This is a genomic window from Enterovibrio norvegicus FF-33 (genome assembly GCF_000286835.2).
GTDB lineage: Bacteria > Pseudomonadota > Gammaproteobacteria > Enterobacterales > Vibrionaceae > Enterovibrio > Enterovibrio norvegicus_A.
The window spans coordinates 521,941-546,606 of record NZ_AJYD02000013.1; the positions used below are offsets into that span (position 1 = coordinate 521,941).

At 47.2% G+C, this 24,666-nt stretch carries 22 protein-coding genes; 10 read left to right on the forward strand and 12 right to left on the reverse strand.

The genetic code is table 11. The annotated features are described in order from the left end of the window. The first annotated feature begins 29 nt into the window (after nucleotides 1-29). From A1OO_RS04705 to A1OO_RS04715, 3 genes are all read left to right on the forward strand, one after another. Nucleotides 30-1,913: a DUF294 nucleotidyltransferase-like domain-containing protein gene (locus A1OO_RS04705; RefSeq protein ID WP_017004778.1), complete on the forward strand. Its 1,884-nt coding sequence runs from the start codon at nucleotides 30-32 to the stop codon at nucleotides 1,911-1,913. Between the two features lie 9 nt (nucleotides 1,914-1,922). Beyond that, a complete protein-coding gene (locus A1OO_RS04710; RefSeq protein ID WP_016958432.1) occupies nucleotides 1,923-2,660 on the forward strand; it encodes a 3'-5' exonuclease in 738 nt (245 codons plus the stop codon). A gap of 207 nt (nucleotides 2,661-2,867) precedes the next feature. Then, nucleotides 2,868-3,326 (forward strand): FKBP-type peptidyl-prolyl cis-trans isomerase, encoded by a 459-nt coding sequence (locus A1OO_RS04715; RefSeq protein WP_016958431.1) that lies wholly within the window; start codon nucleotides 2,868-2,870, stop codon nucleotides 3,324-3,326. A gap of 106 nt (nucleotides 3,327-3,432) precedes the next feature. Here A1OO_RS04715 and A1OO_RS04720 read toward each other — a convergent pair whose 3' ends face one another. Then, nucleotides 3,433-4,872, reverse strand: a complete 1,440-nt coding sequence (locus A1OO_RS04720) for a hypothetical protein (RefSeq protein ID WP_017004779.1) — start codon at nucleotides 4,870-4,872, stop codon at nucleotides 3,433-3,435. 65 nt (nucleotides 4,873-4,937) lie between these two features. Here A1OO_RS04720 and A1OO_RS04725 point away from each other — a divergent pair, with 65 nt between their 5' ends. Beyond that, on the forward strand, nucleotides 4,938-5,519 hold the full coding sequence (locus tag A1OO_RS04725; protein ID WP_017004780.1) for a sugar O-acetyltransferase: 582 nt from the start codon (nucleotides 4,938-4,940) through the stop codon (nucleotides 5,517-5,519). Between the two features lie 2 nt (nucleotides 5,520-5,521). On the opposite strand, the gene A1OO_RS04730 is transcribed toward A1OO_RS04725, so the two are convergent. Further along, complete coding sequence (locus A1OO_RS04730; RefSeq protein WP_017004781.1) at nucleotides 5,522-5,785, reverse strand: YkgJ family cysteine cluster protein; 264 nt, start codon at nucleotides 5,783-5,785, stop codon at nucleotides 5,522-5,524. 205 nt (nucleotides 5,786-5,990) lie between these two features. Here A1OO_RS04730 and A1OO_RS04735 point away from each other — a divergent pair, with 205 nt between their 5' ends. Further along, complete coding sequence (locus tag A1OO_RS04735) at nucleotides 5,991-6,434, forward strand: YcgN family cysteine cluster protein (protein ID WP_017004783.1); 444 nt, start codon at nucleotides 5,991-5,993, stop codon at nucleotides 6,432-6,434. A gap of 2 nt (nucleotides 6,435-6,436) precedes the next feature. Next, entirely contained in the window at nucleotides 6,437-7,423 is a 987-nt protein-coding gene (gene dusC / locus A1OO_RS04740; protein ID WP_017004784.1) for a tRNA dihydrouridine(16) synthase DusC, read from the forward strand. A 128-nt stretch (nucleotides 7,424-7,551) separates the two neighbouring features. Here the strand turns inward: dusC and A1OO_RS04745 are convergent, their stop codons facing one another. Continuing rightward, nucleotides 7,552-8,226 (reverse strand): hypothetical protein, encoded by a 675-nt coding sequence (locus A1OO_RS04745; RefSeq protein ID WP_016958425.1) that lies wholly within the window; start codon nucleotides 8,224-8,226, stop codon nucleotides 7,552-7,554. 259 nt (nucleotides 8,227-8,485) lie between these two features. On the opposite strand from A1OO_RS04745, the gene A1OO_RS04750 reads away from it, so the two are divergent. Both A1OO_RS04750 and A1OO_RS04755 read left to right on the forward strand, forming a co-directional pair. Then, the gene (locus A1OO_RS04750) at nucleotides 8,486-9,130 is read left to right on the forward strand and encodes a YecA family protein (protein ID WP_016958424.1); all 645 of its coding nucleotides are present in this window, start codon (nucleotides 8,486-8,488) and stop codon (nucleotides 9,128-9,130) included. Continuing rightward, nucleotides 9,127-9,525 carry a (deoxy)nucleoside triphosphate pyrophosphohydrolase gene (locus A1OO_RS04755; protein ID WP_026024045.1) on the forward strand — a complete coding sequence of 133 codons (399 nt, stop codon included), beginning with the start codon at nucleotides 9,127-9,129 and terminating at the stop codon, nucleotides 9,523-9,525. The genes A1OO_RS04750 and A1OO_RS04755 overlap by 4 nt, the downstream gene beginning before the upstream one ends. A gap of 92 nt (nucleotides 9,526-9,617) precedes the next feature. Here the strand turns inward: A1OO_RS04755 and dsbB are convergent, their stop codons facing one another. Together dsbB and nhaB are read right to left on the reverse strand one after the other, a co-directional pair. Next, entirely contained in the window at nucleotides 9,618-10,157 is a 540-nt protein-coding gene (dsbB, locus tag A1OO_RS04760) for a disulfide bond formation protein DsbB (RefSeq protein ID WP_017004786.1), read from the reverse strand. An 86-nt stretch (nucleotides 10,158-10,243) separates the two neighbouring features. Next, complete coding sequence (gene nhaB, locus A1OO_RS04765) at nucleotides 10,244-11,824, reverse strand: Na(+)/H(+) antiporter NhaB (protein WP_017004787.1); 1,581 nt, start codon at nucleotides 11,822-11,824, stop codon at nucleotides 10,244-10,246. Nucleotides 11,825-12,497: 673 nt separating this feature from the next. Here nhaB and fadR point away from each other — a divergent pair. Continuing rightward, nucleotides 12,498-13,349 (forward strand): fatty acid metabolism transcriptional regulator FadR, encoded by an 852-nt coding sequence (fadR, locus tag A1OO_RS04770; protein ID WP_016958420.1) that lies wholly within the window; start codon nucleotides 12,498-12,500, stop codon nucleotides 13,347-13,349. A gap of 108 nt (nucleotides 13,350-13,457) precedes the next feature. On the opposite strand, the gene A1OO_RS04775 is transcribed toward fadR, so the two are convergent. The 5 genes from A1OO_RS04775 to gap all read right to left on the reverse strand — a co-directional run bounded on the left by A1OO_RS04775 (nucleotide 13,458) and on the right by gap (nucleotide 20,642). Continuing rightward, nucleotides 13,458-15,002, reverse strand: coding sequence for a SpoVR family protein (locus A1OO_RS04775; protein ID WP_017004788.1), 1,545 nt, complete (start codon nucleotides 15,000-15,002; stop codon nucleotides 13,458-13,460). 46 nt (nucleotides 15,003-15,048) lie between these two features. After that, nucleotides 15,049-16,320: a YeaH/YhbH family protein gene (locus A1OO_RS04780; protein ID WP_026024046.1), complete on the reverse strand. Its 1,272-nt coding sequence runs from the start codon at nucleotides 16,318-16,320 to the stop codon at nucleotides 15,049-15,051. 37 nt (nucleotides 16,321-16,357) lie between these two features. Continuing rightward, nucleotides 16,358-18,292: a PrkA family serine protein kinase gene (locus tag A1OO_RS04785; RefSeq protein ID WP_016958417.1), complete on the reverse strand. Its 1,935-nt coding sequence runs from the start codon at nucleotides 18,290-18,292 to the stop codon at nucleotides 16,358-16,360. Between the two features lie 396 nt (nucleotides 18,293-18,688). Further along, nucleotides 18,689-19,552 carry a D-hexose-6-phosphate mutarotase gene (locus A1OO_RS04790; protein WP_017004789.1) on the reverse strand — a complete coding sequence of 288 codons (864 nt, stop codon included), beginning with the start codon at nucleotides 19,550-19,552 and terminating at the stop codon, nucleotides 18,689-18,691. 94 nt (nucleotides 19,553-19,646) lie between these two features. Continuing rightward, on the reverse strand, nucleotides 19,647-20,642 hold the full coding sequence (gap, locus tag A1OO_RS04795; RefSeq protein ID WP_016958415.1) for a type I glyceraldehyde-3-phosphate dehydrogenase: 996 nt from the start codon (nucleotides 20,640-20,642) through the stop codon (nucleotides 19,647-19,649). Between the two features lie 586 nt (nucleotides 20,643-21,228). Here gap and msrB point away from each other — a divergent pair. Further along, the gene (gene msrB / locus A1OO_RS04800) at nucleotides 21,229-21,618 is read left to right on the forward strand and encodes a peptide-methionine (R)-S-oxide reductase MsrB (RefSeq protein ID WP_016958414.1); all 390 of its coding nucleotides are present in this window, start codon (nucleotides 21,229-21,231) and stop codon (nucleotides 21,616-21,618) included. 84 nt (nucleotides 21,619-21,702) lie between these two features. Here msrB and A1OO_RS04805 read toward each other — a convergent pair whose 3' ends face one another. Together A1OO_RS04805 and A1OO_RS04810 are read right to left on the reverse strand one after the other, a co-directional pair. Then, nucleotides 21,703-22,578: a DUF2989 domain-containing protein gene (locus A1OO_RS04805; protein WP_017004790.1), complete on the reverse strand. Its 876-nt coding sequence runs from the start codon at nucleotides 22,576-22,578 to the stop codon at nucleotides 21,703-21,705. Between the two features lie 177 nt (nucleotides 22,579-22,755). After that, nucleotides 22,756-24,522, reverse strand: a complete 1,767-nt coding sequence (locus tag A1OO_RS04810) for a calcium-binding protein (RefSeq protein WP_017004791.1) — start codon at nucleotides 24,520-24,522, stop codon at nucleotides 22,756-22,758. Nucleotides 24,523-24,666 lie beyond the last annotated feature (144 nt).

Sequence of the window (24,666 nt, forward strand, 5' to 3'; positions counted from 1 at the left end):
CGAATTCGGCCCCAAGAGATTGAGAATTAATGGAAGCGGAACAAATAGAAATCGCAGCGTTTCTCAAACAACATGCACCGTTTAATCATTTGCCGGAAGAGGTGGTCGACGAGGTCGCCAAGCAGGTGGAAATATCCTATTTTCGTGCAGATACGCAGCTTTTTGAATACGGCGCACCTATCCATGATTTGTGTGTAGTGAGAAGCGGTGTACTCGAAATATACCGTCGAAACGGTGAGCTGTTTAATCGCTTGTCTGAAGGCGGGATCTTCGGTCAATGGGGGCTATTAATGAACCGTCGGGTTCGTTATGCCGCCAAGGCCATTGAAGACAGCTTGGTGTATTTCATTCCTGATACGGTATTTGACGATCTCTTTGAGCGTTTCGAAGTGTTCTCTGACTTCATGGAAACGGAAGACACCACGCGTTTGCGTCAGGCAGTTGAAAGCCAGAGTGACAGCAATGACCTGACAACCTCGAAAGTCAGTTCCCTGATTCTTCGTGATCCGGTGACCGTGGAATGTGAAGCGACGATTCAACAAGCCGCGAAAATCATGACGGATGAAGGTGTTTCTTCGTTGTTGGTCATGACCACGGAAACAGACGAAGACGATCAGGAAACGACGCGCGTGGTAGGTATTATCACTGATCGCGATTTGCGTTCTCGTGTCATCGCCTTGGGTTTGCCTTATGAAACGCAGGTTTCAGAGATCTTAACACCGCAGTTGATCACCCTTGATCACAATGCCTATGTGTTTGAAGCCATGTTGGCGATGCTGAGAAACAACCTGCATCATTTGCCTATTCTCCGCCACCAAAAACCAGTGGGCGTGATTGCGTTGTCTGACATTGTTCGTTACGAGTCTCAAAGCAGTTTGGTGATCGTCAGCAGCATTTATCGTCAGCAAACCATTGATGATTTGGAAGCCATTGCCAAAGGCGTGCCAGCTTGCTTCTCGCGCATGGTGTCTGAAGATGCCAACTCGCACATGATTGGTTCTGCAATGGCGGTTATCGGGCGCAGCTTCAAACAGCGCTTGCTGGAGTTGGGCGAAGAAGAATTTGGCCCGCCACCCGTGCCGTATTGTTTCTTGGCTCTGGGCTCGATGGCGCGTGATGAGCAATTAATTGTGACTGACCAAGACAATGCCATGATCTTGGATGACAAATACGACCCCGCTGAGCACGATGAGTATTTTGCTCACTTAGCCAAGTTTGTCAGTGATGGGCTTGCACGCTGCGGTTACAGCTATTGTACAGGTAACATTATGGCGACAAACCCCGAATGGCGTAAAACTCGCACGGAATGGGAAGCGTGTTTTGCTGACTGGATTGACCAACCCAATCCTAAGTCTTTGCTTAACAGTAGTATCTTCTTTGATCTTGATGGGGTTTATGGCGCGACGAACTGGGCGGAAACGCTGAAAGCTTTCATTGGCCGTCGTGCTCGCCGTAATAACCGCTTTTTGGCTTGTATGGCGCGCAATGCGTTGAACCGCACGCCGCCATTGGGTTTCTTTAAAAACTTCGTGATGGAACAAGACGGTCGCCACAAGAATTCCATGAACTTGAAGCGACGCGGCACTGCGCCACTGGCGGATTTGATCCGAGTCCATGCGCTGGCAGTGGACTCTCGTTCTCAGAACTCCTTTGAGCGCCTTGATGACATCATTGAAGCTGGGATTTTGCCAAAAGGTCGTGGTGAAGATATTCGCGATGCGATGGAGTTTATTTCCACCGTGCGTATTCGCCATCAGGCATTAGATGTCGAAGCGGATATTGAACCGGATAACAACATCGAACCAGATAACTTGTCTGAGTTTGAGCGCCGTAACCTGAAGGATGCGTTCCAAATCCTAAGTAATGCGCAGAAGTTTTTGAAATATCGCTATCAACCGAATCGCAGTAACTAGGGGGTTATCATGTTGTATCTTGCTCCTCCTAAACAAGCAACACCCGCGAATGCAGGCCCTGATTGGCCAACGTTGATTGAGCGATTAAAACAAAAAGCAAAAGTCCCTTTGCTGAGGCGCTTTTATGAAGTGACCAATACCAACGGAGACACGCCGCTTTCTGAGCTGGAGTTTGTCGCCCTTGATCTTGAAACCACAGGGCTCGATCCGCTGAAAAGCGAGATCATCAGTGTTGGGTTGGTGCCTTTTACGTTGTCACGTATTCATTGCCGTGACGCGAAACATTGGATAGTGAAACCGCGTAAAGCCTTGCATGAAGATTCGGTCGTGTTTCATGGTATTACCCATTCCGATGTCTGTGATGCACCCGATTTACGCCGTATTCTCGAAGAAGTATTGGCGGCCTTAGAAGGCAAAATCGTGGTGGTGCATTATCGTCGTATCGAGCGTGAATTCATTGATTCGGCGATTAAGCAGCGATTGGGTGAAGGGTTACTGTTCCCTGTGATTGATACACTGGAAATTGAGTCATGGTTTTACCGTAAACCCAGGCACAAATTTTGGTCATGTGTATTGCGTAAACCGTTGACTTCAATTCGTTTAGCCGACAGTCGACGCCGCTACAATTTGCCATTCTATCAAGGGCATAATGCATTGATAGATGCCATTGCGACGGCAGAATTGTTGCAAGCGCAAGTGGCACACCGTTTTAGCCCTGATTGTCCGTTGAAGGCACTTTGGCGATAAACGAAGATTCAACAATACGGCGAATGTTGCATGCTTTCGTGCACAGATAGGCCTAAGTTCACGTTTTTTCGAATTTAATCTCACGGATTTAGGCCTTCAATACGAGTGTCACTTTCCCTGTGTTAGAGTCAACGTATCCCTCCACTGTGGGGAGTCGGTATCTGTCAATTCAGATGCACATATTCGCTGCCGACAAAGGATGGCAAGATGATTGAAGATAACAAAGTTGTAAAAATCGATTACACGGTAAAAGACGAATCAGGCCAAGTGATTGATTCATCAGAAGGCAAAGAGCCGTTAGCGTATCTGCATGGCACGGGCAACATTATTCCAGGTTTGGAAAATGCATTGACCGGCAAAGCGGTAGGCGATGCGTTTAGTGCAGTCGTCCAACCTGACGATGCTTACGGCCCACGTAATGAATCGATGATCCAAACGGTAGAAAAAAGTGTTTTCCAAGGCGTTGAAGAGATTGAAGTGGGTATGGTCTTCAATGCGCAAGGTCCTCAAGGTGATATCCAAGTGACTATCGCAGAGATAGATGGCGAGCAAGTCACGATTGACGGCAACCATCCTTTAGCGGGTTTGGTGCTGCATTTTGAAGGCGAAGTCCGCGAAGTCCGTGACGCGACGCCAGAAGAAATTGAACACGGCCACGTGCACTAATCAGTGCGGTTGGCGATTCACCTTTATGGGTGAGAAAAAGCGAGCTTAAACAGCTCGCTTTTTTGTTTTCTGGGCTTCAGATTTTTCATTTTTCATTTTTCATCTTTCATCTTTCGTCTTCAAGTCTTTCCAACAAGCCATCAAACATAAACGCCTCATCAAAATGTCGTTCACCGACAAAGGCAATGGCATGCTGCCCTTGTTGGCGCATGGCGCCGGGTGAGCGAACCCCAAACGGCCATAAGAACCATTCTTCTCCTCTTGCGCTTTCCGTGATGACACCGTGGCGATTGAACGGACTCATCATACTTCCCGTTTTTGTTTTCAACGTCATTAATATGGCTAGCGGATTAGCTTCAAGCCTAATCGTGGCGGGGATGTTATCGGTAAAACTCACCTGATTGACCATGTGCTCGCCACCGGTCAATGACACATGAAGACGAGAAGATGGGCTCGGTTGAGGAAGGTGGTTCTCAATCGGTCGTTCATCATCGCTTTGCGTGAATTGCAGTGTCGGCTTGAGGGCATACACCATGTGGAAGCAGCCACATTGATGGATAGAATCGAAGATCAGTGGCGAGCCGTCAGTGTCTAAAGTCAGGCGAAGGTTAATCGCATCCAATGCGCCCGAATAGGGGTCAAACGTCCCTTTGGCGGTTCTAGCGGGAAACCAAAGCACGTAATTAAGTTGAGGCAAAATATCACCATCAAATCGCGTATAGCTGATGCCTCGGTAGATCATGGGAACTTGTGTGTTTACGAAGGGCGTGTTTGCGTCGTCCAATCCAAGCGCGCCGATTAGGTCATCCTGCGTCAAGGTTTCAACGGTCACTATGGGTGTGTAATGGTTCAAGAGTTGTCGTGTTTGCGTTTCATTGAACATTGGCCAACCCAGTGAAGAAGAGCGGCGGATGCTTCTCATCATGTGTTCAATCTGCTCTTGTGACATAGGCTGTGACAATATCTTTGAGGCTTCGCTGTAATGGTACGGATAGGCCAATGAGCGGCCAAATTCACTTCTGATGTGGTCTTGTTCTTGTTCGATTCTTGATTGTGCCACTTTGCTGGCGATGGGATAAGCACCCAACACGCGCTTCCAATGCTGATACGCGGTGGGCAGCATGGGTGCGGCATCACTAATGGCTTGCCAGAAATCGTCGCTGTCTGCGCTTACGGTAGTGAGTGCCTGCTGACATTGGGTTAATACTGCTTGTTGTTCAGGTTCGATATTCGTTGATAAAGCCAAAGCAGTGGTGAGCTGTTGCTGACCAAGGCCTGAGACATAGCTGAGCCATTCGGTGCGCGAAGCGTGACTGTCGAGTTGGTTTGCAAAAGAAGCACTGATTCGATCAAAAGCAAGGTGCGGAAATCGCGGGTCTAGATGATAAGGCAACAGGTAGTCGCGTGTAGAATCCACGTTTTGATAGAAACGGTAAAGTGTTTGTTCACAATCCGTCGCTCCTTTCGAAAGCTGTGGCAAAGGTGATGAGGCGCAGCCTGTCAAACCGAGCAGTAAAAATAAGAAGGCAGACAAGGGTCTCAGCATTGGATCTCCAGGTTGAGGTAATGTTTTCTTTCTTATCAGTAAGTGTGCGCAATTAAGCGAGAAAAATGAAAACAGAAAAGCAAAAAATGCTAAGTGGCGAGCTTTATCTTGCCAGTGACCCAGAGCTGGTGGCGGATAAAATGCGCTGCCGAGAAGCCATGCATCGGTTTAATCAGAGCTTACCAGAAAGTGATGATTGGAAAGCGGCTAAGCGTGACCTCTTGCCGAATGCAGCAGAAAATGTGTATATCGAGCCGCCATTTTTCTGTGATTACGGCATTCACACTGAAATTGGTGAGAATGTGTTTATGAATTTTAATTGCACAATTTTAGATGTCGCGCCTGTTCGCATCGGCAACCGTGTGATGATGGCAAATAACGTGCAATTGCTTACTGCGACACATCCTCTTGATGTGGGGCGTAGGGTCATTGATCTGGAAGAGTACGGATTGCCTATCACCATTGGTGACAATGTCTGGCTTGGCGGCAGTGTGATTGTATTACCGGGCGTGACCATTGGTAAGAACTGTGTGATTGGGGCGGGCAGCGTGGTGACGAAAGACATACCTGCCAACCATGTTGCGGTGGGGAACCCAGCGCGTGTGGTGCGTGAACTTACTGAAGAGGAAGTGGCAGAACGTCATTAAGATTAAGTGAGTGCTTCTAACTCGGTGAGTACATCAATCGCGAATTGATTGCTTCCACCGCAAATGTCTCGGTCGGCTTTGAATTGGCTGCACACGGCAGGGCGATCTGGTTGGCCGAATATCTTGCACAAATTATTGTCACCAAGCTGAATACAGCGTTCACCCGCTGGCTTTCCATTTGGCATTCCCGGAATGGCCGATGAAATGCTAGGTGCAATACAACATGCCCCACAGCCTAAACGGCAACTCATTTCTTGCTCTTTCATCCGATGCGCCCAACACTCAGTGACAATAAGGCGCGCACATTATCATTCAACGCATGTTTAGGCAAAGGCGGCTTATAACCGCTTGATAATTGGTTTTCCTTTGTTCGATACGCCGCGAGAGAGGGGATAGTCCTTGAACTTTTTGGGCTGGGTGGTATAACGGGCGCCTCTTGGTTTTATCTCAATATCAACGGTACACATAAACATGACGACACCTTTCTGGGAACAAAAAACACTGACTGACATGACGGATGCGGAGTGGGAATCACTGTGCGACGGTTGCGGAAAGTGCTGTCTTCATAAGTTGATTGATGAAGACACCGAAGAGCTTTACTACACCAATATCGCGTGTAGCTTGCTGAACGACAAAACGTGCTCATGCAAAGACTATGAAAATCGTTTTAGCTATGACGAAGACTGCTTGAAATTGTCACGTGACAAGATCGAGGAGTTCTACTGGCTGCCGGATACCTGCGCATATCGCTTGTTGGCAGAAGATAAGCCACTGCCAGCGTGGCACCCGTTAATCACGGGCTCGAAAGATGCTATGCATGCCGCCGATGAGTCTGTGCGTGAGAAAGTGGTTTACGAAATCGACGTGATTGACTGGGAAGACCACATTCTGAACCATCCGAGACGAGGCAAGTAAGCGTGAAGCTTGTTCTTGGTCCAATGGAAGGCGTGCTTGATGCTTTGATGCGTCAAATGCTCACCGAAATTAACGGTTACGACATGTGCGTGACCGAGTTTGTCCGTATTGTTGATGCTTTGCTTCCGCCGCGTGTCTATCACCGTATGTGTCCGGAGCTTGAAGCGGGTGGTAAAACGCCATCAGGAACGCCCGTACGCGTGCAATTGCTGGGTCAGTCGCCACAGTTTATGGCAGAGAACGCTGCGCAAGTGATTGAGCTTGGTTCTGCGGGGGTCGATATCAACTTTGGGTGTCCTTCCAAAACGGTCAATGGCAGTAAAGGCGGAGCTGCTTTGCTTAAAGAGCCTGAGTTGCTGTTTCAAGTGGTGAAAGCCGTGCGTAATGCCGTTCCTGCGGGCAACGTGGTCAGCGCCAAAGTGCGTTTAGGGTTTGATGATTGTTCATCGTATCGAGAGATTGTCGACGCGGTTCAATTGGCTGGCGCGGATGAAATTGTGGTGCATGGTCGCAGCAAAGCGGATGCCTATAAGCCGGGCACAGTGCGCTGGGATTTGATTGGTGACATCACCAAGCGTTTACGCATTCCTGTCACTGCCAATGGGGATATTTGGAATCAGGAAGACGCGTTACGCTGCCAGGCCGTAACGGGTTGTGACACCTTGATGGTGTGCCGAGGTGCGTTGAACGTGCCAAATTTAGGCGCGCATATCAAGCGTGGTGAGGCACCCATGTCTTGGCACGCCGTGTTAGCGCTTTTGGTTCGCTACTCTGAATTTGAAATTCGTGGTGACAAGGGGTTGTACTACCCGAATCGAGTGAAGCAATGGTTCCGTTATTTACAAGTGCCATACCCGCAAGCCAATGCATTATTTGCAGAGATTCGCCAGCTAAAAGACAAACAGCAAATTCTGAATATCATCACCAACGCGTTGCACGATGTTGAAAAACACATCGAACGCCATGCTGAAGAGAGCGTCTTCGCCTAATTCACGGCTTTTCGTGGCGTAGGGTCGATTAAATTAAGATGTAAAAAAGGCAGACGAGACGTCTGCCTTTTTGCATTTATATGCAGCTTACTTTGTCTTGTCTTGTTCAGTGTTGCCCAATAACGGTATCAGTACTGGTTGAGGATGCGACCAGGAAGCGTGCGCCTATCGATTCGGCCCGGCCAGTTTTCTTCTGACAAGGCGGTGATCATCGCGCGTGCTACTCGAACCGCTTCTACGGGCTCCAAATCAGCCAAAGGGCCCGCGAGGAAAGGCGAAAGTGCAGGCATAAAGCGTTGCAGCATTTGTTCATCTTTTCTCGGAGATTCGCGCTCACCAAGCAATGGACCAGGACGCGCAATCAAAAAACGTTCAAACCCCATTTCAGATACCGCGCGCTCCATCTTGCCTTTGCAACGCAAGTAGTGGGAGGGTGACCAAGGGTGGCTAAACAGGCTAGATACGACGGCGAGATGTTTTACGCCCATTACCGCCATCATTCGTGCGACTTTTACGACCAGTTGATAATCAACCGCTTCCAATGCTTTTTTGGAGCCCGCTTGCTGCTTGGTTGTTCCCAAGGAAATGTAGCCTTGCAACGGCACAGGCCACTGGGGTTGCCAGTGCGTCACTGATAAGTCCGGACTTTGATGAACGATAATTTTGTCCGACACGAGGGCTATAGGTCTACGCGTCACCACATGAATATGCGTCACGTTTTGATCACCCAGCAGTTGATGGAGTAGTTCGTCACCGACCAAGCCTGTGGCTCCGGCCAGAATGACACTTCGAGACGATGGCAAAAGAATTTCCTTCCGTATTCTATCGCGGATAAGGCTACCACGGTTTGTACAGAATGATTCAATATGTTAAACGCAATATTTAATGAAACGCGAACCGTTGCACGTTTAAAATAGACCCCAACTGGTGCCATTAGCTTGGGTTTTCAGGTTTTGGTCTATGATTTCAAACCTAGACTTCGCTGATTCATGGCGTGATAGAAATCTGCATATCTGCAGCGTTTCGGTATATTATTCCCCCTTTCAATTTTCGAGAACCGCAATGACAACATTGGTTGAACTGCAAGACAGCTGGGATGGCATGCCTGCTACCTTTATTGAAGGTGCGCTGCTTGCAGCAAACCTGTCTCCGGCACCCTTAGATCCTTGTGTATGGCTGCCTATCTTGCAAACAGGCGGTGTCGATGAAGACAATATAGAACCTCTCACTGCTGAGCAAAAACGAAGCATCATGCTGCGCTTTGAGCAGCAGTACGTTGCGTTGATGAAGCATGAATATGCATTGCCTGATTCACTGTCTTTAGACGAAGCACGTAATGATGAGCATCAAGCATTTGCTGAAGGCTTCCTTGCGGTCTGGCCTCACATTGAACCAGCATGGCGCGAAGTGACGGTGTCAGACGGCAGTCGTCGTATGCTGTCAGCGTTGATGACTACCATGTTGTTTCTGCACGACGAAAAAGGAACACTGGCGCAAATGGAAGAAGCCGGTCTTGCTTCACTTCCTTCGCCAGAAAAATACTACCAGCAACTGCCACTGATGATTAACGAAGTCGCGCTTGCAGCTGACGAAGTTCAGCAAGGTTCAGGAGCACGTGCAGTTAACCCATATAAGTCTGTTGGACGTAACGACCCTTGCCCTTGTGGCAGTGGTAAAAAATTCAAGAAGTGTTGCGGCAACAAATGATGGAAGAAAGCGCGCCAATCCTTGTCGTTGCTGGCGTGATCGCTGATGGTCAACGCGTATTGATCACTCAACGTTATGATCAAGATAGCGAAGCTGGTCTTTGGGAATTTCCCGGAGGAAAAGTCGAAGAGGGTGAAACAGACCAAGAAGCGCTGGCAAGGGAGCTGATTGAGGAGTTGAGTGTGGAGGTTAAGGTGGGCGATTTTCTGCTGGAAACCCTTCACCATTACCCGAACAAGTCGATTCTACTGCGTAGTTATTCTTGTGAAGTACTCAAAGGCGATGTGACGTTGCACTGTCATCAGGCCATGGCGTGGGTGTCACCAGAAGCACTTAGCCGCTATACGTTTAGTGGTGCAGATAAGCCGTTGGTGAGACAACTTCAGCAGCAGTAACGTTGAATGTCAGCTCAGAAGATTTAAAGAATAATCCCAGCGAAAAGCTGGGATTATTCTGATTGGTATAACTGCTTATTGCGCTGAATCCGTTAGAACAGACGGCGCTCACGGCGTTTCCCGAAGAATTGAGAAAGTATCACGACAACAAACACCACCAATATCGCGGCAAAAATAATGACCAACCACTGAGGCATGGTTAATGTCATGAACTCCCAAACGATTTTGCTGCAATCACCACTGGCTTCAAACATCCACGGAACCCACTGATTCAGCGGCGCCCAAGAAGGGAAGGACACAAAGATATCGCACGTTGCACCAAACAGATCGTTTGGATCGGGGAATTGGTAACCGACGTGTTCAATCGACAACTTCAGACCCCATCCTGCTGAAATACCCCAAGCCGTTAGAGCCAACCAGCGAAACAGGCCGTTTTTTGGTGCAACAATGCCAATGAGACCAGCCCCAACAATACCCATCATGGCGACACGCTCATAAATACACATGACGCAGGGAGCAAGATTCATGATGTGCTGAAAATAGAGAGCACAGGCTTCAAATGCCAGCGCAGACAACATCAGCAGCAGCCACGCGCCACGCCCGCGAGATATTTCATTGAAGAAGGACAACATAGGTTAAGAATCCGTTTTAAAACACAAAGCCCCACGTGTTTGTGGGACGTTGGTATTCAAAGGTTTATTTGATTGAAATTCAATCTTTAATGACCAGTGCTTATTGCGCCTACCGCATCAACAGTGCCTAGCGAGATCCAACCCACATGGTCGAACCAATCGGTCATTGGTACTAAGAAAAACTCGATGCCCGCAAGGCCAACCAATCCCATCACTACGGTGTACGGCAGTGCCATGTACACCATTTTGCCGTATGACAAGCGAAGTAACGGAGCCAGTGTTGATGTCAATAAGAACAAGAATGCCGCTTGACCATTTGGTGTTGCTACCGACGGCAAGTTAGTCCCTGTGTTGATAGCCACAGCCAACAGTTCAAACTGTTCGCGAGAAATCATGCCGTCCATCAGCGCAGCTTTCACTTCGTTAATATAAACGGTTCCCACGAATACATTATCTGACACCATAGAAAGCAAACCGTTCGCGATATAGAACATGGTTAGCTGTGAGCCACCTTCCATTTCTAGTACGGCAGCAATAACTGGGGTAAAGAGTTCCTGATCAACGATGACAGCAACGACCGCAAAGAACACGGCAAGTAACGCGGTAAAGGGCAGCGCTTCTTCAAAGGCTTTACCGATGTGGTGCTCGTCAATAACGCCGGTGAAAGACGTCGCTAAAATGATAACGGTCAAACCGATAAGGCCAACTGCCGCAAGGTGCATAGCGAGTGCGATCACCAAGAAAACGGCGATTAGTGCTTGTGAAACAAGCTTGGCAACATCGATGTTGGTGCGTTTTGCGCGCTCGGCGGCATCAAATTCCAACAGAATGTTACGAACGTTTTCTGGCAGTTTTGTACCGTAATCAAATATGCGAAATTTCTCGACAAGAAAGCACGTTGCAAGACCACACACCAGAACGGGGAGGGTAACTGGCAACATACGGATGATGAATTCACCGAATTGCCACCCTGCTTTTTCTGCAATGATAAGGTTTTGCGGTTCGCCAACCATGGTCATTACACCACCAAGTGCGGTACCGACACCGGCATGCATTAACAGGCTGCGCAGAAATGCGCGGTATTGTTCAAGGTCATCACGGCTCAAATCATCGCCAAGGTGATCATCTGAGGTATGGTCATTATCCGGTGAACCACCCGATGCGACACGGTGATAAATAGAGTAAAAGCCGACGGCTACGCTGATAATAACAGCAATAACAGTCAGGGCATCCAAGAACGCAGACAGTAGCGCAGCTGCTGCACAGAAAGCGAGAGATAGCAGGGACTTCGACCGAATACCAAGCAGTATTTTGGTAAACATAAACAGCAGTAGCTGCTTCATGAAGTAGATGCCCGCGACCATGAAGATCAGAAGGAGTAGCACTTCAAAGTTGGCTACCAGTTCATGTTTTACTGTCTCGGCGCTTGTCATCCCTATGGCTACGGCTTCAATCGCCAGTAAACCACCGGGCTGAAGCGGGTAGCATTTCAAAGCCATCGCTAATGTGAAAATAAATTCAACAACCAGCAACCAACCAGCAACAAACGGGTCAATTGCGAAAACAATGGGGTTGATAATCAAAAACGCGATGATCGCCGCTTTGTACCAATCGGGCGCTTTACCGAGAAAGTTCTTGATAAAAGCGTTCCTGAGCGTAATGGCCATGTTTTTGTCTCTGTTCTTATAGAAAAAGCAAATATTCTTGGGGGCTTGAAATGAAGGTGTAAATGAGCAGTTGCATTGGGTGATGGTTAGGTAACTTTTTCCGTTTTTGTGGGTGACATGAAGTCAAACAACAAAATAATGATTACTCGGTAAAAAATACTATTGAAACCCATCGCATAGGCAAACTCGGAGCACACAATACAGCGACTTTCCAAACAGTCAACAATCCTTTGCATGTTAATTAAATTACTGGAGTATGTTACGAAAAAACGCGACGCGACCCCGTATGGCTTGAAATATTTGGTAACATTTTGGCGCGATTATTTTATGCGTGAGTCCGGTTGTATACAGTGATGCGGATCAAGATTAATCAGTACTTTGCGGATAAGCGCGCATTTAATCAGTTGTTTAGACAACATAGATACAAAGAGACAACAACAATGAAAGAAAACCTATAACAAACACGTCATGTGGGCACTGCAAATAGTCTTATACCAACCCAGATTGGTGCATTTGCCCGACCCCCTTATGGAATGTGGTTAACTGTGATGTATGCCGTCAATTCGCAGCCAAAAGCGCGAAAACGACAACATTGATAGGTTTCTAGGTTGTGACCATCAGTGGTATGATGAGTTATTAATCAAGATAAGAAGCAACTTGGAAACAACAACAAATGGTTATTAAGGCGGACAGTCCGGCAACGTTTGCTGAGAAATATATTATCGAGAGCATTTGGAATAATCATTTTCCGCAAGGCTCAATTCTTCCCGCAGAGCGCGAGCTGTCAGAGCTGATTGGCGTTACCCGAACCACACTTCGTGAAGTACTTCAGCGTTTGGCCCGTGATGGTTGGTTGACGATTCAACACGGTAAACCGACGCGTGTTAATGACTACATGAACACATCTGGCTTAAGCATCTTGGATACCTTGGTGACTCTTGAAGGTGAAGATGTTCATGGTGTGCTAGAAAACCTCCTGTCAGCACGTACCGACATCAGCGGCGTTTACATGCGCTATGCGGTGAAAAGTGATTCCGAGGCATGCACAGCGTTAGTTGAAAAGGTGATTAGCCGCTGTGAAGCGTTGCTAGCGAGCGAGAGCTTTGCAAGCTTTGTTGAAACGGTGGAAGAAAAAGCCGCCATTCAACAAGACGTGAAAAAAATCTTCGACTCCTTCGGTAAAGTTGACACCGAAGTCTGTGAAGCAGTCTGCCGTGGTCGTGCATTTAACTATTTTGACTACATGTTGTTCCAAGGCATGGCGCAGCTTTCTGGCAACAAAGTGTACGTACTCACGATGAATGGTATGCGTAAGATTTACTCGCGCGTTGGTGGTTACTACTTCATGGACAAGCGTGCTTGCGAACTTGCCCTTCAGTTTTACCGTGATCTGCTGAGTATCACCGTTGAAGGTCGTCATGGCGATGTTGCTGAACGCATCAAACAATATGGCCGCGAAAGTGGCGCGATGTGGTTCGTTAACCGCGATACCATTGCGAAACTGATGGAGCAAGAAGAGGCGTAACACGCCGAATTCAGCGTCCAATTTCGAGTGAAAGAATCAAAAAAACCGCCGAACTGGCGGTTTTTTATTTTGTTGAGAATATCGGAGTCGTTAGCGCCTATTTTGGGCTTAGCTTCCCGGAATGAAATCAGGATCAAACTGTGGTCTTTTCGGGCACGTTGCGATGATTTTACCTTTTCCGTCTGCCAACTCTTCCTCAAGCACCACTTCAAAACCCCATAGACGGTGCACGTGCTTTAATACTTCCTCATGTGAGTTACCGAGAGGGATTCTATTGTGAGGCACGTAGCGCAGCGTTAGTGCGCGATTTCCGCGTAAATCCACATCCCATACCTGAATGTTAGGTTCGTGATTGCTGAGGTTGTATTGCGCAGACAGTTTCTCGCGTAGTTGTCTATAGCCTTCCTCGTTGTGAATGCTGGTCACTTCAATGAAATTCTGTCTGTCATCATCGTTGACGGAGAAAAACTTCATGTCGCGCATCACTTTGGGTGATAGGAACTGACTGATGAAGCTTTCGTCCTTAAAGTTATGCATGGCGAAGTGCATGGTTTCTAGCCATTCAGAACCTGCAATTTCAGGGAACCAATATTTGTCTTCTTCTGTGGGCTCTTCACAGATACGGCGAATGTCTTTGAACATGGCGAAGCCAAGTGCATACGGGTTAATACCGTTGTAGTAGTTACTGTTGTAAGGCGGTTGTGCCACCACGTTTGTGTGGCTGTGAAGAAATTCCATGATAAAGCGATCGGAGACCAAGCCTTCATCATAGAGATGATTCAATATGGTGTAGTGCCAGTAAGTTGCCCACCCTTCATTCATGACCTGCGTTTGTTTTTGCGGGTAGAAATATTGGCTAACTTTACGCACGATACGCACAATTTCACGTTGCCACGGCTCAAGCAGAGGCGAGTGCTTTTCAAAGAAATAGAGGATGTTCTCTTGTGGCTCGGACGGAAAGCGATCTACGGTTTTCTCGAGCACTTTCTCGCTGATCGGAATCGTTCGCCAAAGGGCATTCACTTGCGTTTGCAAGTAATCTTCACGCGCTTTTTGGCGGGCTTTTTCTTCTGCCATTGAGATTTTTTGAGGGCGCTTATAGCGATCGACGCCATAATTCATCAACGCATGGCAGGAGTCGAGGAGTTTTTCAACATCATCCACACCGTATTTTTCTTCGCACTCACTGATGTACTTTTTGGCAAACAACAAGTAATCAATGATAGAACCTGCATCCGTCCAAGTTTGGAACAGATAGTTACCTTTGAAGAATGAGTTATGGCCATAACAGGCATGTGCCATAACCAAGGCCTGCATGGTGATGGTGTTTTCTTCCATCAAATATGCAATACAAGGGTCTGAGTTGATCACTATCTCGTAAGCCAAACCCATGTGACCATGTTTATAACCGCGTTCTGTTTCGATGAATTTTTTACCAAATGACCAATGGCTGTAGTTAATTGGCATGCCCACACTTGAGTACGCATCCATCATTTGTTCGGCAGTGATGATTTCTATCTGGTTGACGTAGGTGTCTAACTTGTAGTGTTCAGCCACCCGTTTGATTTCTGTGTGATATTGGTCCAGCAGATCAAATGTCCAGTCTGGACCATCGCTGAGTGTCTTCTTTTTGTTTTTAGCTGCGACTGCCATGGAAGTCCTCCTTGGATCTCAAACTGAAAGAGAAGAGAGGTAAGCGTTAACTTACCTGTTTCTTAAATAGCTCCCGGAAGACGGGGAAAATGTCGTCTGCAGTGCGAATGTTTTGCATGGCGAAATTCTCGTAAGTTTCGTTCAGAGCTTCATATTCACGCCACAAGGTTTGGTGTGCACGACGTGTAATTTCGATATAGGCGTAATACCGCGTGACAGGAAGCAGTTGCGTTTGCAATAACTCGCGACAACCTGGTGAATCGTCAGCCCAGTTATCTCCATCTGAAGCTTGTGCGGCATACACATTCCATTCATTGGATGGGTAACGTTCTTTCACAATATCGTTCATCAAACGCAGTGCACTTGAAACAATAGTGCCACCGGTTTCTTGAGAGTAGAAAAACTCATGCTCGTCTACTTCTTTTGCTTGTGTGTGGTGGCGAATAAATACCACTTCCACGTTTTTGTAGGTACGTGTGAGAAAGAGATAAAGCAATATGTAGAATCGCTTGGCAATATCTTTGGTTGCTTGATCCATTGAGCCAGACACATCCATCAAACAGAACATAACGGCTTGGCTGCTGGGCTGTGGTCGCTTCTCGTAATTTTTAAACCTAAGGTCAAACGTATCGATGAATGGAACCGCTGCAATTTTGCCTTTGAGTGCGTCGATTTCTTCTTGAATACGCGTTTCTTCCAACGGTTGAGCCGGCTCTGTGTGTTGCAGTGCTTCGAGCTCTGCTTCAAGTTCGCGTAGTTGCCTGCGTTTTCCTGCACTCATTGCTGTACGGCGTGCAAGAGAGTTCTGCAACGAGCGCACAATGGCGATGTTGGCAGGTACGCCACTGGATTTAAAACCAGAGCGGTGTGATTTGTATTCCACCAGTTGCGTCATCTGATTTTTCTTCAAATTCGGCAACTCAAGATCTTCAAATAAGAGGTCTAGATATTCGTCTTTAGAGATTTGAAATACAAAATCGTCCTGACCTTCGCCATCAGGGCTTGCTTGCCCTTCACCAGCGCCGCCACCTCCGCCACCACCAGGTGGGCGTTCGATGCGGTCGCCAGGGATAAATTGGTCGTTGCCAGGGTGGACAGCATCACGCTGTCCCCCTTTGCCTTGTCGGAAAGTTGGCTCTCGGATGTCACGAGAAGGGATAGTGATGCTCTCACCACTGTCCACATCAGTGATTGAGCGTTGATTAACGGCATCAGCAATCGACTCTTTGATTTGTCGCTTGTGACGCCTTAAAAAACGCTGGCGATTCACTGTACTCTTGTTCTTTCCGTTGAGCCTTCGATCAATGAAATGCCCCATAAGCCCCCCGTATTTCGTTACTTCACTGTCAGCCTGATTACGAAGATTTGCGCACGCGCAGGTACCATTCAGACAAGAGTCGTACTTGTTTGCGGGTATACCCTTTTTCCATCATGCGAGCCACAAAGTCGTCGTGTTTCTTCTGCTCTTCGTTTGAGGTTTTCGCATTGAAGGAAATGACCGGGAGCAGCTCTTCCGTGTTGGAGAACATTTTCTTCTCGATAACGGTACGAAGCTTCTCGTAGCTGGTCCATCCTGGGTTCCTACCTTCGTTATTCGCGCGAGCACGAAGGACGAAGTTAACGATTTCATTTCGGAAATCTTTTGGATTACTGATGCCCGCGGGTTTTTCGATTTTTTCCAATTCGCTGTTGAGCGCAGAGCGATCGAACAACTGACCAGTATCAGGGTCACGATACTCCTGATCTTGAATCCAGAAGTCTGCATAGGTGACATATCGGTCAAAAATGTTTTGGCCGTATTCTGAGTAAGACTCAAGGTAGGCAGTCTGGATCTCCTTGCCGATGAATTCGACATATTTAGGGATCAGATATCCTTTGAGGTGCTCCAGGTACTTCTCAGCAATATCTTGCGGGAATTGCTCACGTTCAATTTGCTGTTCCAGTACGTAGAACAGATGAACGGGGTTCGCTGCAACTTCAGAATGGTCAAAGTTAAAGACGCGAGAAAGGATCTTAAACGCGAATCGCGTCGATAGACCATTCATGCCTTCGTCTACGCCAGCATAGTCACGATACTCTTGATAAGACTTGGCTTTTGGATCTGTGTCTTTCAGTGTCTCGCCATCATAAACACGCATTTTCGAGAAGATGCTGGAGTTTTCTGGCTCTTTCAAGCGTGAGAGAACAGTGAATCTAGCCAGGATATCCAGTGTGCTCGGTGAACACGGTGCCGCTGACAACTCACTGTTTTGCAGTAGTTTGTCGTAGATCTTCATTTCTTCCGATACGCGTAAGCAATATGGCACTTTCACGATGTAAACACGGTCAAGGAAGGCTTCATTGTTTTTGTTGTTACGGAATGTCTGCCACTCAGATTCATTGGAGTGAGCGAGGATCATGCCGTCAAATGGCAATGCAGAAAGGCCTTCAGTACCGTTGTAGTTGCCCTCTTGCGTGGCAGTTAGGAGCGGGTGAAGCACTTTAATCGGTGCTTTAAACATCTCTACGAATTCCATTAAGCCTTGGTTGGCTTTACACAATGCACCGGAATAACTGTATGCATCGGGGTCATCTTGAGAGAAATGTTCAAGTTGGCGGATGTCCACTTTACCAACCAGTGATGAAATGTCTTGGTTGTTCTCATCACCGGGTTCCGTTTTCGCGATGCCGACTTGGTCGAGAATTGATGGACGAACCTTTACCACTCTAAACTTGCTGATGTCACCGCCAAATTCGTGCAGGCGCTTTGCAGCCCAAGGCGACATGATAGAGCGCAGGCAACGTTGTGATATGCCATACTCACTTTCGAGTAATGCCCCATCTTCGACAACATCGAATAAACAGAACGGGTGGTCATTGACCGGGCTACGCTCGCCATTTGCGGTCAATATATAGATAGGTACTTTCTGCATCAGGCTTTTTAGTTTTTCTGCCAGTGATGATTTACCACCGCCGACAGGGCCTAACAGATACAGGATCTGCTTGCGTTCTTCTAGCCCTTGGGCTGCGTGTTTGAGGTAGGAGACGATTTGTTCAATCGCTTCTTCCATCCCGTAGAAATCTTCGAATGTTTTATATCGAGAGATGATGCGGTTAGAGAAAAGTCTGCTCAAACGAGGATCGTGAGCGGTATCGATCATTTCTGGCTCGCCAATGGCCGTTAACAAACGCTCTGCCGCATTGGAATAGACACCGCGATCTTCCCGGCAAAGGTCCAGAAACTCGTGAAGGCTCAGCTCTTCGTCTTTAGATTCTTCGTATCGCTGACGATAGTGGTCGAAAATACTCATGGTCCTGCCCCCTAAATCTTGCTGTTATCAATAAGAAAGGATATTGGCGCAGTCGCTTTCATATCCTCACCTTTTTAAGACTAGTAGCAACTGATCAATTTGCTTGGTTGAATTACTTGTTTTTTCGATATTTTTCCCTTTTGTGATAAGGCTTTGTATTCAGACTGTAACTTTCTTATAGCGATGAACTTTTCATTACAGAGTGAATCACGCTTTGGATTGAAACATCAAAGGATGTCTACCTAAGCGAGCTTAGTATTTAGGGATAACTGACTTCATTGCGTTCAATATGCGCTGGGATTTGATGGGAGGAGGGGGTAGTCGCTGGGGCCATGGAGGCAAAAAACCGGAACTTGGGAAAGCTCCGGCCTGACGTTACCCTGATTGAGCGGCTTGTTATTGACTTGAAATCAAGGTTGATAGCGTATGGTTTTCGCCAGCTTCTAGTTTGACACTTCGGTCATATACTGCCGATTCGACACATACCATGGTTTCGTAGCTGTCGTCTGCCATATCACCCATGCTGGCAGAAAGCGCTTTCCAAGGGTTCCAAACAACCACGGCATTGTTGCCTTGGTTTGTGACAGCTAAACGACGTTGAAAACGTGGGTCTTCTACCATGACTGTTTCATTGGCGTGCGTATAAATGCGATCAACTTCTTGATCGAATCCGGTATTGCCTGAACTTGGCTTGCGGATACCGCCTTCGATGTATTCGTTGCCCAATTGCGACACAGTGGTCTCGGTAACATCACCAATATTCAGGTAAGTATGAAGAGCGCCTCCGATCTGCATCGGCGCATCTCCGGTATTGGTGCTGATCAGGCTGACTTTGAGTGTGTCAGTGACTTCCATCAGCAATTCAGCGCGAAAAGCATGGGGCCAGATTGCACGAGTCTCAGCAGTGTCGGTCAGAGTCAGGCTGATGATGACGCCTTCTTCATTTTCTCTGTGCTCATTCAAAGCCCATTCACTGGAACGCGCGAAACCGTGTGATGGCTCCGCAGCTTTGCCAAACCAAGGCCAACAGACAGGAATACCACCGCGAATGGCTTTCGTGCCGCTCAGATCCGCGTTTTCGCTCATCCAGATGGTTTCTTTCTTACCTGATGGCTGAAAGCTAAGTACATGCGCGCCGAAGAGAGAGATTGCTGCGGTGGCTTTTGGGTGGATAACGCGAACCACTTTGATGCCGTCAAGTTCGCAAATGGTGACATAGTCAGAGAGTACAGCAGTAGTTGGGAGCTGTTTAACGTCCATGAAATGTGCCTTCTGAATGTGAAATTTAGATACAAAAAAGGCGGCCAATAAGCCGCCTTTTGTCACTCATGCCCTAATAGGCAATCCGGAATGATTACTTAGAGATGTGAGCAACCAGATCCAGAACTTTGTTTGAGTAACCGATTTCGTTGTCGTACCAAGATACAACTTTAACGAATTTGTCAGTCAGAGCAACACCAGCTTTCGCATCGAATACTGAAGTTTGAACTTCACCGATGAAGTCTTGTGAAACAACTTCGTCTTCAGTGTAACCAAGAACGCCAGCCATTTCGCCTTCTGAAGCGGCTTTCATCGCTGCACAGATTTCAGCGTAAGTTGCTGCATTTTTCAGGTTAACAGTTAGGTCAACAACAGAAACGTTTGCAGTTGGTACGCGGAAAGCCATACCAGTCAGTTTGCCGTTTAGTTCTGGAAGAACTACGCCTACTGCTTTAGCTGCGCCAGTTGATGATGGGATGATGTTCTGAGAAGCACCACGACCGCCACGCCAGTCTTTCGCAGAAGGACCGTCAACAGTCTTCTGAGTTGCTGTCGTTGCGTGAACAGTAGTCATCAGGCCAGATTCGATACCGAAGTTGTCGTTCAGTACTTTAGCGATTGGCGCTAGGCAGTTAGTCGTACAAGAAGCGTTAGAAACGATGTCTTGGCCTGCGTAAGTGTCTTGGTTAACGCCCATTACGAACATTGGGGTCGCATCTTTAGAAGGACCAGTCAAAACAACTTTCTTCGCGCCTGCAGTGATGTGCTGACGAGCAGTTTCATCAGTCAGGAAGATACCTGTAGCTTCAGCTACAACATCAACGCCTACTGCGTCCCACTGAAGTTCGGTTGGGTTACGTTCTGCAGTTACGCGAACTGTTTTACCGTTAACAACCAAGTTACCGTCTACAACTTCTACAGTACCGTTGAAACGGCCGTGAGTTGAGTCGTACTTCAACATGTACGCCATGTATTCTACGTCGATCAGGTCATTGATCGCGACAACTTCGATGTCGTTACGCTCAACAGATGCACGGAAAACAAAACGGCCGATACGGCCAAAACCGTTAATACCTACTTTGATAGTCATTACGTTGCTCCACAACTTTGATATCTAGTGAAAAATGAAACTGGTAGTAAAATTACAGAATCGGTACCACCCATGCAAGCAAAAAACCCACCTAAATTGCTTAAAATCAAAAAATAGTACGGATTATTTTTACATCACCTAAACAATTCTTTGGTGTTTTACACGGAATGTTGAAAATAATGTGCCACTTACTGTTAGCTACGTTTGTGTACAGGGGTGTCTTGTATTGTTTATGGCTAACGAAAAAGTATGGAAAGAAAGTGTGTTCCATTGCGTGCGAATTTTGAGAATTGGGCGCAGTTTCAGCGGCTATGCAGTTATGTGGTTAAAAGTTAAGTAAAACTGATCAAAAACAAACGAAAAGCGCATGTTGCTCTGGATGTTTCTTGTGACATGTCATTTCCGTGACGCTTGCAGCACCAGTGTGTGGAAGTTGTGATGCAGTCAGCGATGCTTAGGGTTCAAACTGGTACTGAGCACAATTAAAAGGTAATAAAAGAGCGAATATTCCAGTAAGCATCAAAATAGAGCGTCATACAGATGCTTATTGAGTAGTAGACGCCAAACTCCCAGACTAGAGGACGTAATGACAACGCATTCTGATGAAAAGTGGAAAGAAAACCTTTCTGACGAGGCCTACAAGGTCTGCCGCTTGGGGCACACTGAGCCTCCGTTTAGTGGGGCTTTATTGCACAATCACAAAAACGGTTCGTATCATTGTGTGTGTTGTGATGCTTTGCTATTTGATTCGAGCACTAAGTTCGACTCTGGCTGTGGTTGGCCGAGTTTTGAGCTGGCGGTTGAGGGGGCGGTTAAGTACGTTGAAGATAATAGCCATGGCATGTTACGAACGGAAGTAAGATGTGTAAATTGCGACAGCCATCTTGGGCATGTGTTTAATGATGGCCCAACGGAAACAGGGCTACGTTATTGTGTCAACTCAGTGTCCATGGCATTTGAAGAGTCAGAACGTTGATGGATAGGTCTCGAAATGAGTGACTGACTCTAAACAAAAAAGCGTGCTCGCAGCACGCTTTTTTGTTTTATCAATGTCGGCGATTTATTGCGTTGTCGACAGTGGCGGCAGTCCGGAAAGTTGTATCAACATGCTCTTGTCGAAATTACCGCTTTCAATAGACGAGGCGATATCATCTGAAATGTCAGCGATCAGTGCGCGTCTTTCATCGATCATTGGATATAGCAATTTAATTTGCGCTTCTTTAGCAATCGCTAGACCTAACTCGCTTCCGACTAAAGCCCACATATACGCCTCATCGAGTTTACCCAGTGAGTGATTGGCCGTCGCAAGCGACTTCACGACGTCTGGAATTGTTTTCTCCATTGTCATGCTGCTGCGGCCATCATAAAGCGTCAAAGATTTCATCAGAAGGTTGATGGTGTGAACCTTGTCTTTGTCGACATAATAGCTTGCAAGACCGAGTTGCATTTCGGGGGAATCGAGATATTCGGTTTCTTCTAGCTTTAAAAATTGCTCGAGAGCCTCTTGGTCGCCTTGGGTCCAGCGGTAGTAGATGATTGAAGGCTGGTAGGAGCTTTTCAATTCAAGCTCTAGTTGATCAATCGTGTCGTATGCGTGGAAAAGCGCTTCAGTCCGCAGGGTTTTTTTAGATTTTAACGTCGTGCTTTCAATCTGTGCGGCAAGCGACATACATTTGGCGTATTTCTTCGTGAGCTGTAGTTCGTCAAATTTATTCAAATCTGAAGGCTTTTTAATCACATCAAAACGCAGCCAAATGAGGTCAGTGCGCTCATGTCGACACTGGCCATCTTCAGTATTTAGTTTGTTACAGATCTGAGGGTAGTTCTCGCAAAGCTGCGCGGTGCTGCGGTTGCTTTCAAAACATCCAGCAAGCAGTAAGGTGCTTATCGCCGTAATGACAACTTTATATGGAAATGAAATAGGGCCTTTATTCATGATGGTCGTGGCTCTTTAGTTTTGGTCTCTCATTCGATGCGAGTGACTTATAACATAAACATCTTCTTTCAGTTTATCTTCATTTCCTGAGTTTTGCGTCAGTCCACAGAGATAAAAAAGACCAGCATGATGGCTGGCCTATGATTTTCTCTGATAGTTTGCTTGTGTATATGTGTTTTACACAATATCTGTGCCCAAATAGGTGATCGATTCCGCATCCGTCCATACGGTGATCTGATCATTGCTATAGAGATCGTTGAACACGTAGGCTTGTAGATCAGCGACTTGTGCCGCTGATAGCCCCATTTTGGCGACCATCGCTGGCGTGATGTCTGCGTTTGATGTTGCTGCTGCATCATACTGCCAATCAACACCTGTGAGGTTAAGCGTGTCGTCGCCATTACCTAACCATGCAATGAAGCCTTGCCAATCATCACCTGCAGTATTGTCTGACTGAGCATCGATTTCATGTGTGTTAATGGTCAGTGTTTGATCCGCACTATCACCAATCACGGCTTCAACCCCTGCGACGACATTGCCTTTTACATTTGGGTCGGTTTGATAACTGGTGCCGGTAAAATCAGCGTTTTGTGCACCGGTGATCAGCAAGGTGTCAAACCCAGACGAAGCATCATAAATATGCTTATTGATTTGAGTGCCATTTGAAAAGGTTTTGACTTGTCCTTGAAAATCATTCTCATCGAATATCAAGGTATCTGATCCAATACTGCCGATTAAGATATCTTCGCCAGCTTGTCCGTCAAGATAGTTGTCAGCACTGAACCAGCCTGCAAATAGGTAGTCGTTCCCGTCACCACCAAGCATGGTGTTGGTGCCAAGGTTACCGTATATCTCGTCGTTGCCATCTCCGCCATCGAGGTAGTCATTGCCGGCTTGTCCTCTGAGAATGTCGTTTCCTTGCTCGCCGAAGATTTTATCGTTCCCAGCGTTGCCGCGAAGATCATCATTGTCGTCGCCGCCATAAATTTCATCATCACCGGCACCGCCAAAAACAAGGTCTTCACCGTCTTCAGCATTGATGTAGTCATTCCCTTGGTCGCCGCGAATATTGTCGTTGCCAGCTCCGCCCCAGACTTCATCATCACCGTCGCCTGCTTGTACGGTGTCGTTCCCATCTTGTCCTTCGATGTAATCTGCGCCGCTACCTGCCAGTAAGGTGTCGTCATCACGCCCACCCCACAGTTCATCGTCACCTGCGCCACCTTCTAGTTTGTCTTTGCCATTCTGACCATAAAGCTTGTCGTCGCCCTTACCACCGTGAAGGTGGTCGTCTCCATTGCCTCCCCACGCCGAGTCGTCGCCATCACCGCCAGAAATGATGTCATGTCCATCGCCGCCGACGATGCGATCGTCCCCACCTTCACCGAACAGTTGGTCGTCGCCTTCATAACCGTACAAGGCATCATCACCGTGTGTAGCGCTGTCACTGTTGATTTCTTTTACGGTAATGGTGACAGGAGACGTCGCGATATTCGTATCGACGTTATTAAGGTCTAGGGGCGTCCATTCGAAGTTGGGTAGTTCGCTCGATGGAATCGTAAAAAATACTAATTTGGCACCGCCAGCGACATTGATGTCGATAGCTGATCCTCGTTCAGCGATGTTTACGTAATCAACAATAATGTTTTTGCTAATGACGTCTCCATTGGCATCGAGAATGGCGTAGCCCAAACTTTTCTCGTCTGTGACAGGAAAGTTGAATTGAGACAAAGAAACAGAAACAAACGTGTCGCTTTGAAGTGTATAGCTGCCGTCTCCGTTTGAGGAAAGTTCTTGAATTTCTGACGCAGAAGAATCGCCGTAAATCGTATCATCTCCGGCATAACCGCGAAGTGTATCTTCGCCTAGCAGGCCGTAGATGCTGTCATCGTCAGCCGTGCCGATGAGGTTATCGGACGAATTACTGCCAGTGATAGAGGCCATGTTCTTTACCTTAGTTTTAGCTCTTGGGATAGAAATTGCTGCGCAAAAATTGAGGAGGAAATATCCCCACAAAGATAGTTGGACTAGTAGTATTGGTATTGGGAAGAGTTCACTGCAACCCGTCGCATTTCACTTGTCTCTGTC

Excerpts from the sequence above, each read along its gene's own strand:
- A1OO_RS04705 (WP_017004778.1), top strand. The coding sequence starts at position 30 with ATGGAAGCGGAACAAATAGAAATCGCAGCGTTTCTCAAACAACATGCA.
- A1OO_RS04710 (WP_016958432.1), top strand. The coding sequence starts at position 1,923 with ATGTTGTATCTTGCTCCTCCTAAACAAGCAACACCCGCGAATGCAGGC.
- A1OO_RS04715 (WP_016958431.1), top strand. The coding sequence starts at position 2,868 with ATGATTGAAGATAACAAAGTTGTAAAAATCGATTACACGGTAAAAGAC.
- A1OO_RS04720 (WP_017004779.1), bottom strand. The coding sequence starts at position 4,872 with ATGCTGAGACCCTTGTCTGCCTTCTTATTTTTACTGCTCGGTTTGACA.
- A1OO_RS04725 (WP_017004780.1), top strand. The coding sequence starts at position 4,938 with ATGAAAACAGAAAAGCAAAAAATGCTAAGTGGCGAGCTTTATCTTGCC.
- A1OO_RS04730 (WP_017004781.1), bottom strand. The coding sequence starts at position 5,785 with ATGAAAGAGCAAGAAATGAGTTGCCGTTTAGGCTGTGGGGCATGTTGT.
- A1OO_RS04735 (WP_017004783.1), top strand. The coding sequence starts at position 5,991 with ATGACGACACCTTTCTGGGAACAAAAAACACTGACTGACATGACGGAT.
- A1OO_RS04750 (WP_016958424.1), top strand. The coding sequence starts at position 8,486 with ATGACAACATTGGTTGAACTGCAAGACAGCTGGGATGGCATGCCTGCT.
- A1OO_RS04755 (WP_026024045.1), top strand. The coding sequence starts at position 9,127 with ATGATGGAAGAAAGCGCGCCAATCCTTGTCGTTGCTGGCGTGATCGCT.
- dsbB (WP_017004786.1), bottom strand. The coding sequence starts at position 10,157 with ATGTTGTCCTTCTTCAATGAAATATCTCGCGGGCGTGGCGCGTGGCTG.
- nhaB (WP_017004787.1), bottom strand. The coding sequence starts at position 11,824 with ATGGCCATTACGCTCAGGAACGCTTTTATCAAGAACTTTCTCGGTAAA.
- fadR (WP_016958420.1), top strand. The coding sequence starts at position 12,498 with ATGGTTATTAAGGCGGACAGTCCGGCAACGTTTGCTGAGAAATATATT.
- A1OO_RS04775 (WP_017004788.1), bottom strand. The coding sequence starts at position 15,002 with ATGGCAGTCGCAGCTAAAAACAAAAAGAAGACACTCAGCGATGGTCCA.
- A1OO_RS04780 (WP_026024046.1), bottom strand. The coding sequence starts at position 16,320 with ATGGGGCATTTCATTGATCGAAGGCTCAACGGAAAGAACAAGAGTACA.
- A1OO_RS04785 (WP_016958417.1), bottom strand. The coding sequence starts at position 18,292 with ATGAGTATTTTCGACCACTATCGTCAGCGATACGAAGAATCTAAAGAC.
- A1OO_RS04790 (WP_017004789.1), bottom strand. The coding sequence starts at position 19,552 with ATGGACGTTAAACAGCTCCCAACTACTGCTGTACTCTCTGACTATGTC.
- gap (WP_016958415.1), bottom strand. The coding sequence starts at position 20,642 with ATGACTATCAAAGTAGGTATTAACGGTTTTGGCCGTATCGGCCGTTTT.
- msrB (WP_016958414.1), top strand. The coding sequence starts at position 21,229 with ATGACAACGCATTCTGATGAAAAGTGGAAAGAAAACCTTTCTGACGAG.
- A1OO_RS04805 (WP_017004790.1), bottom strand. The coding sequence starts at position 22,578 with ATGAATAAAGGCCCTATTTCATTTCCATATAAAGTTGTCATTACGGCG.
- A1OO_RS04810 (WP_017004791.1), bottom strand. The coding sequence starts at position 24,522 with ATGGCCTCTATCACTGGCAGTAATTCGTCCGATAACCTCATCGGCACG.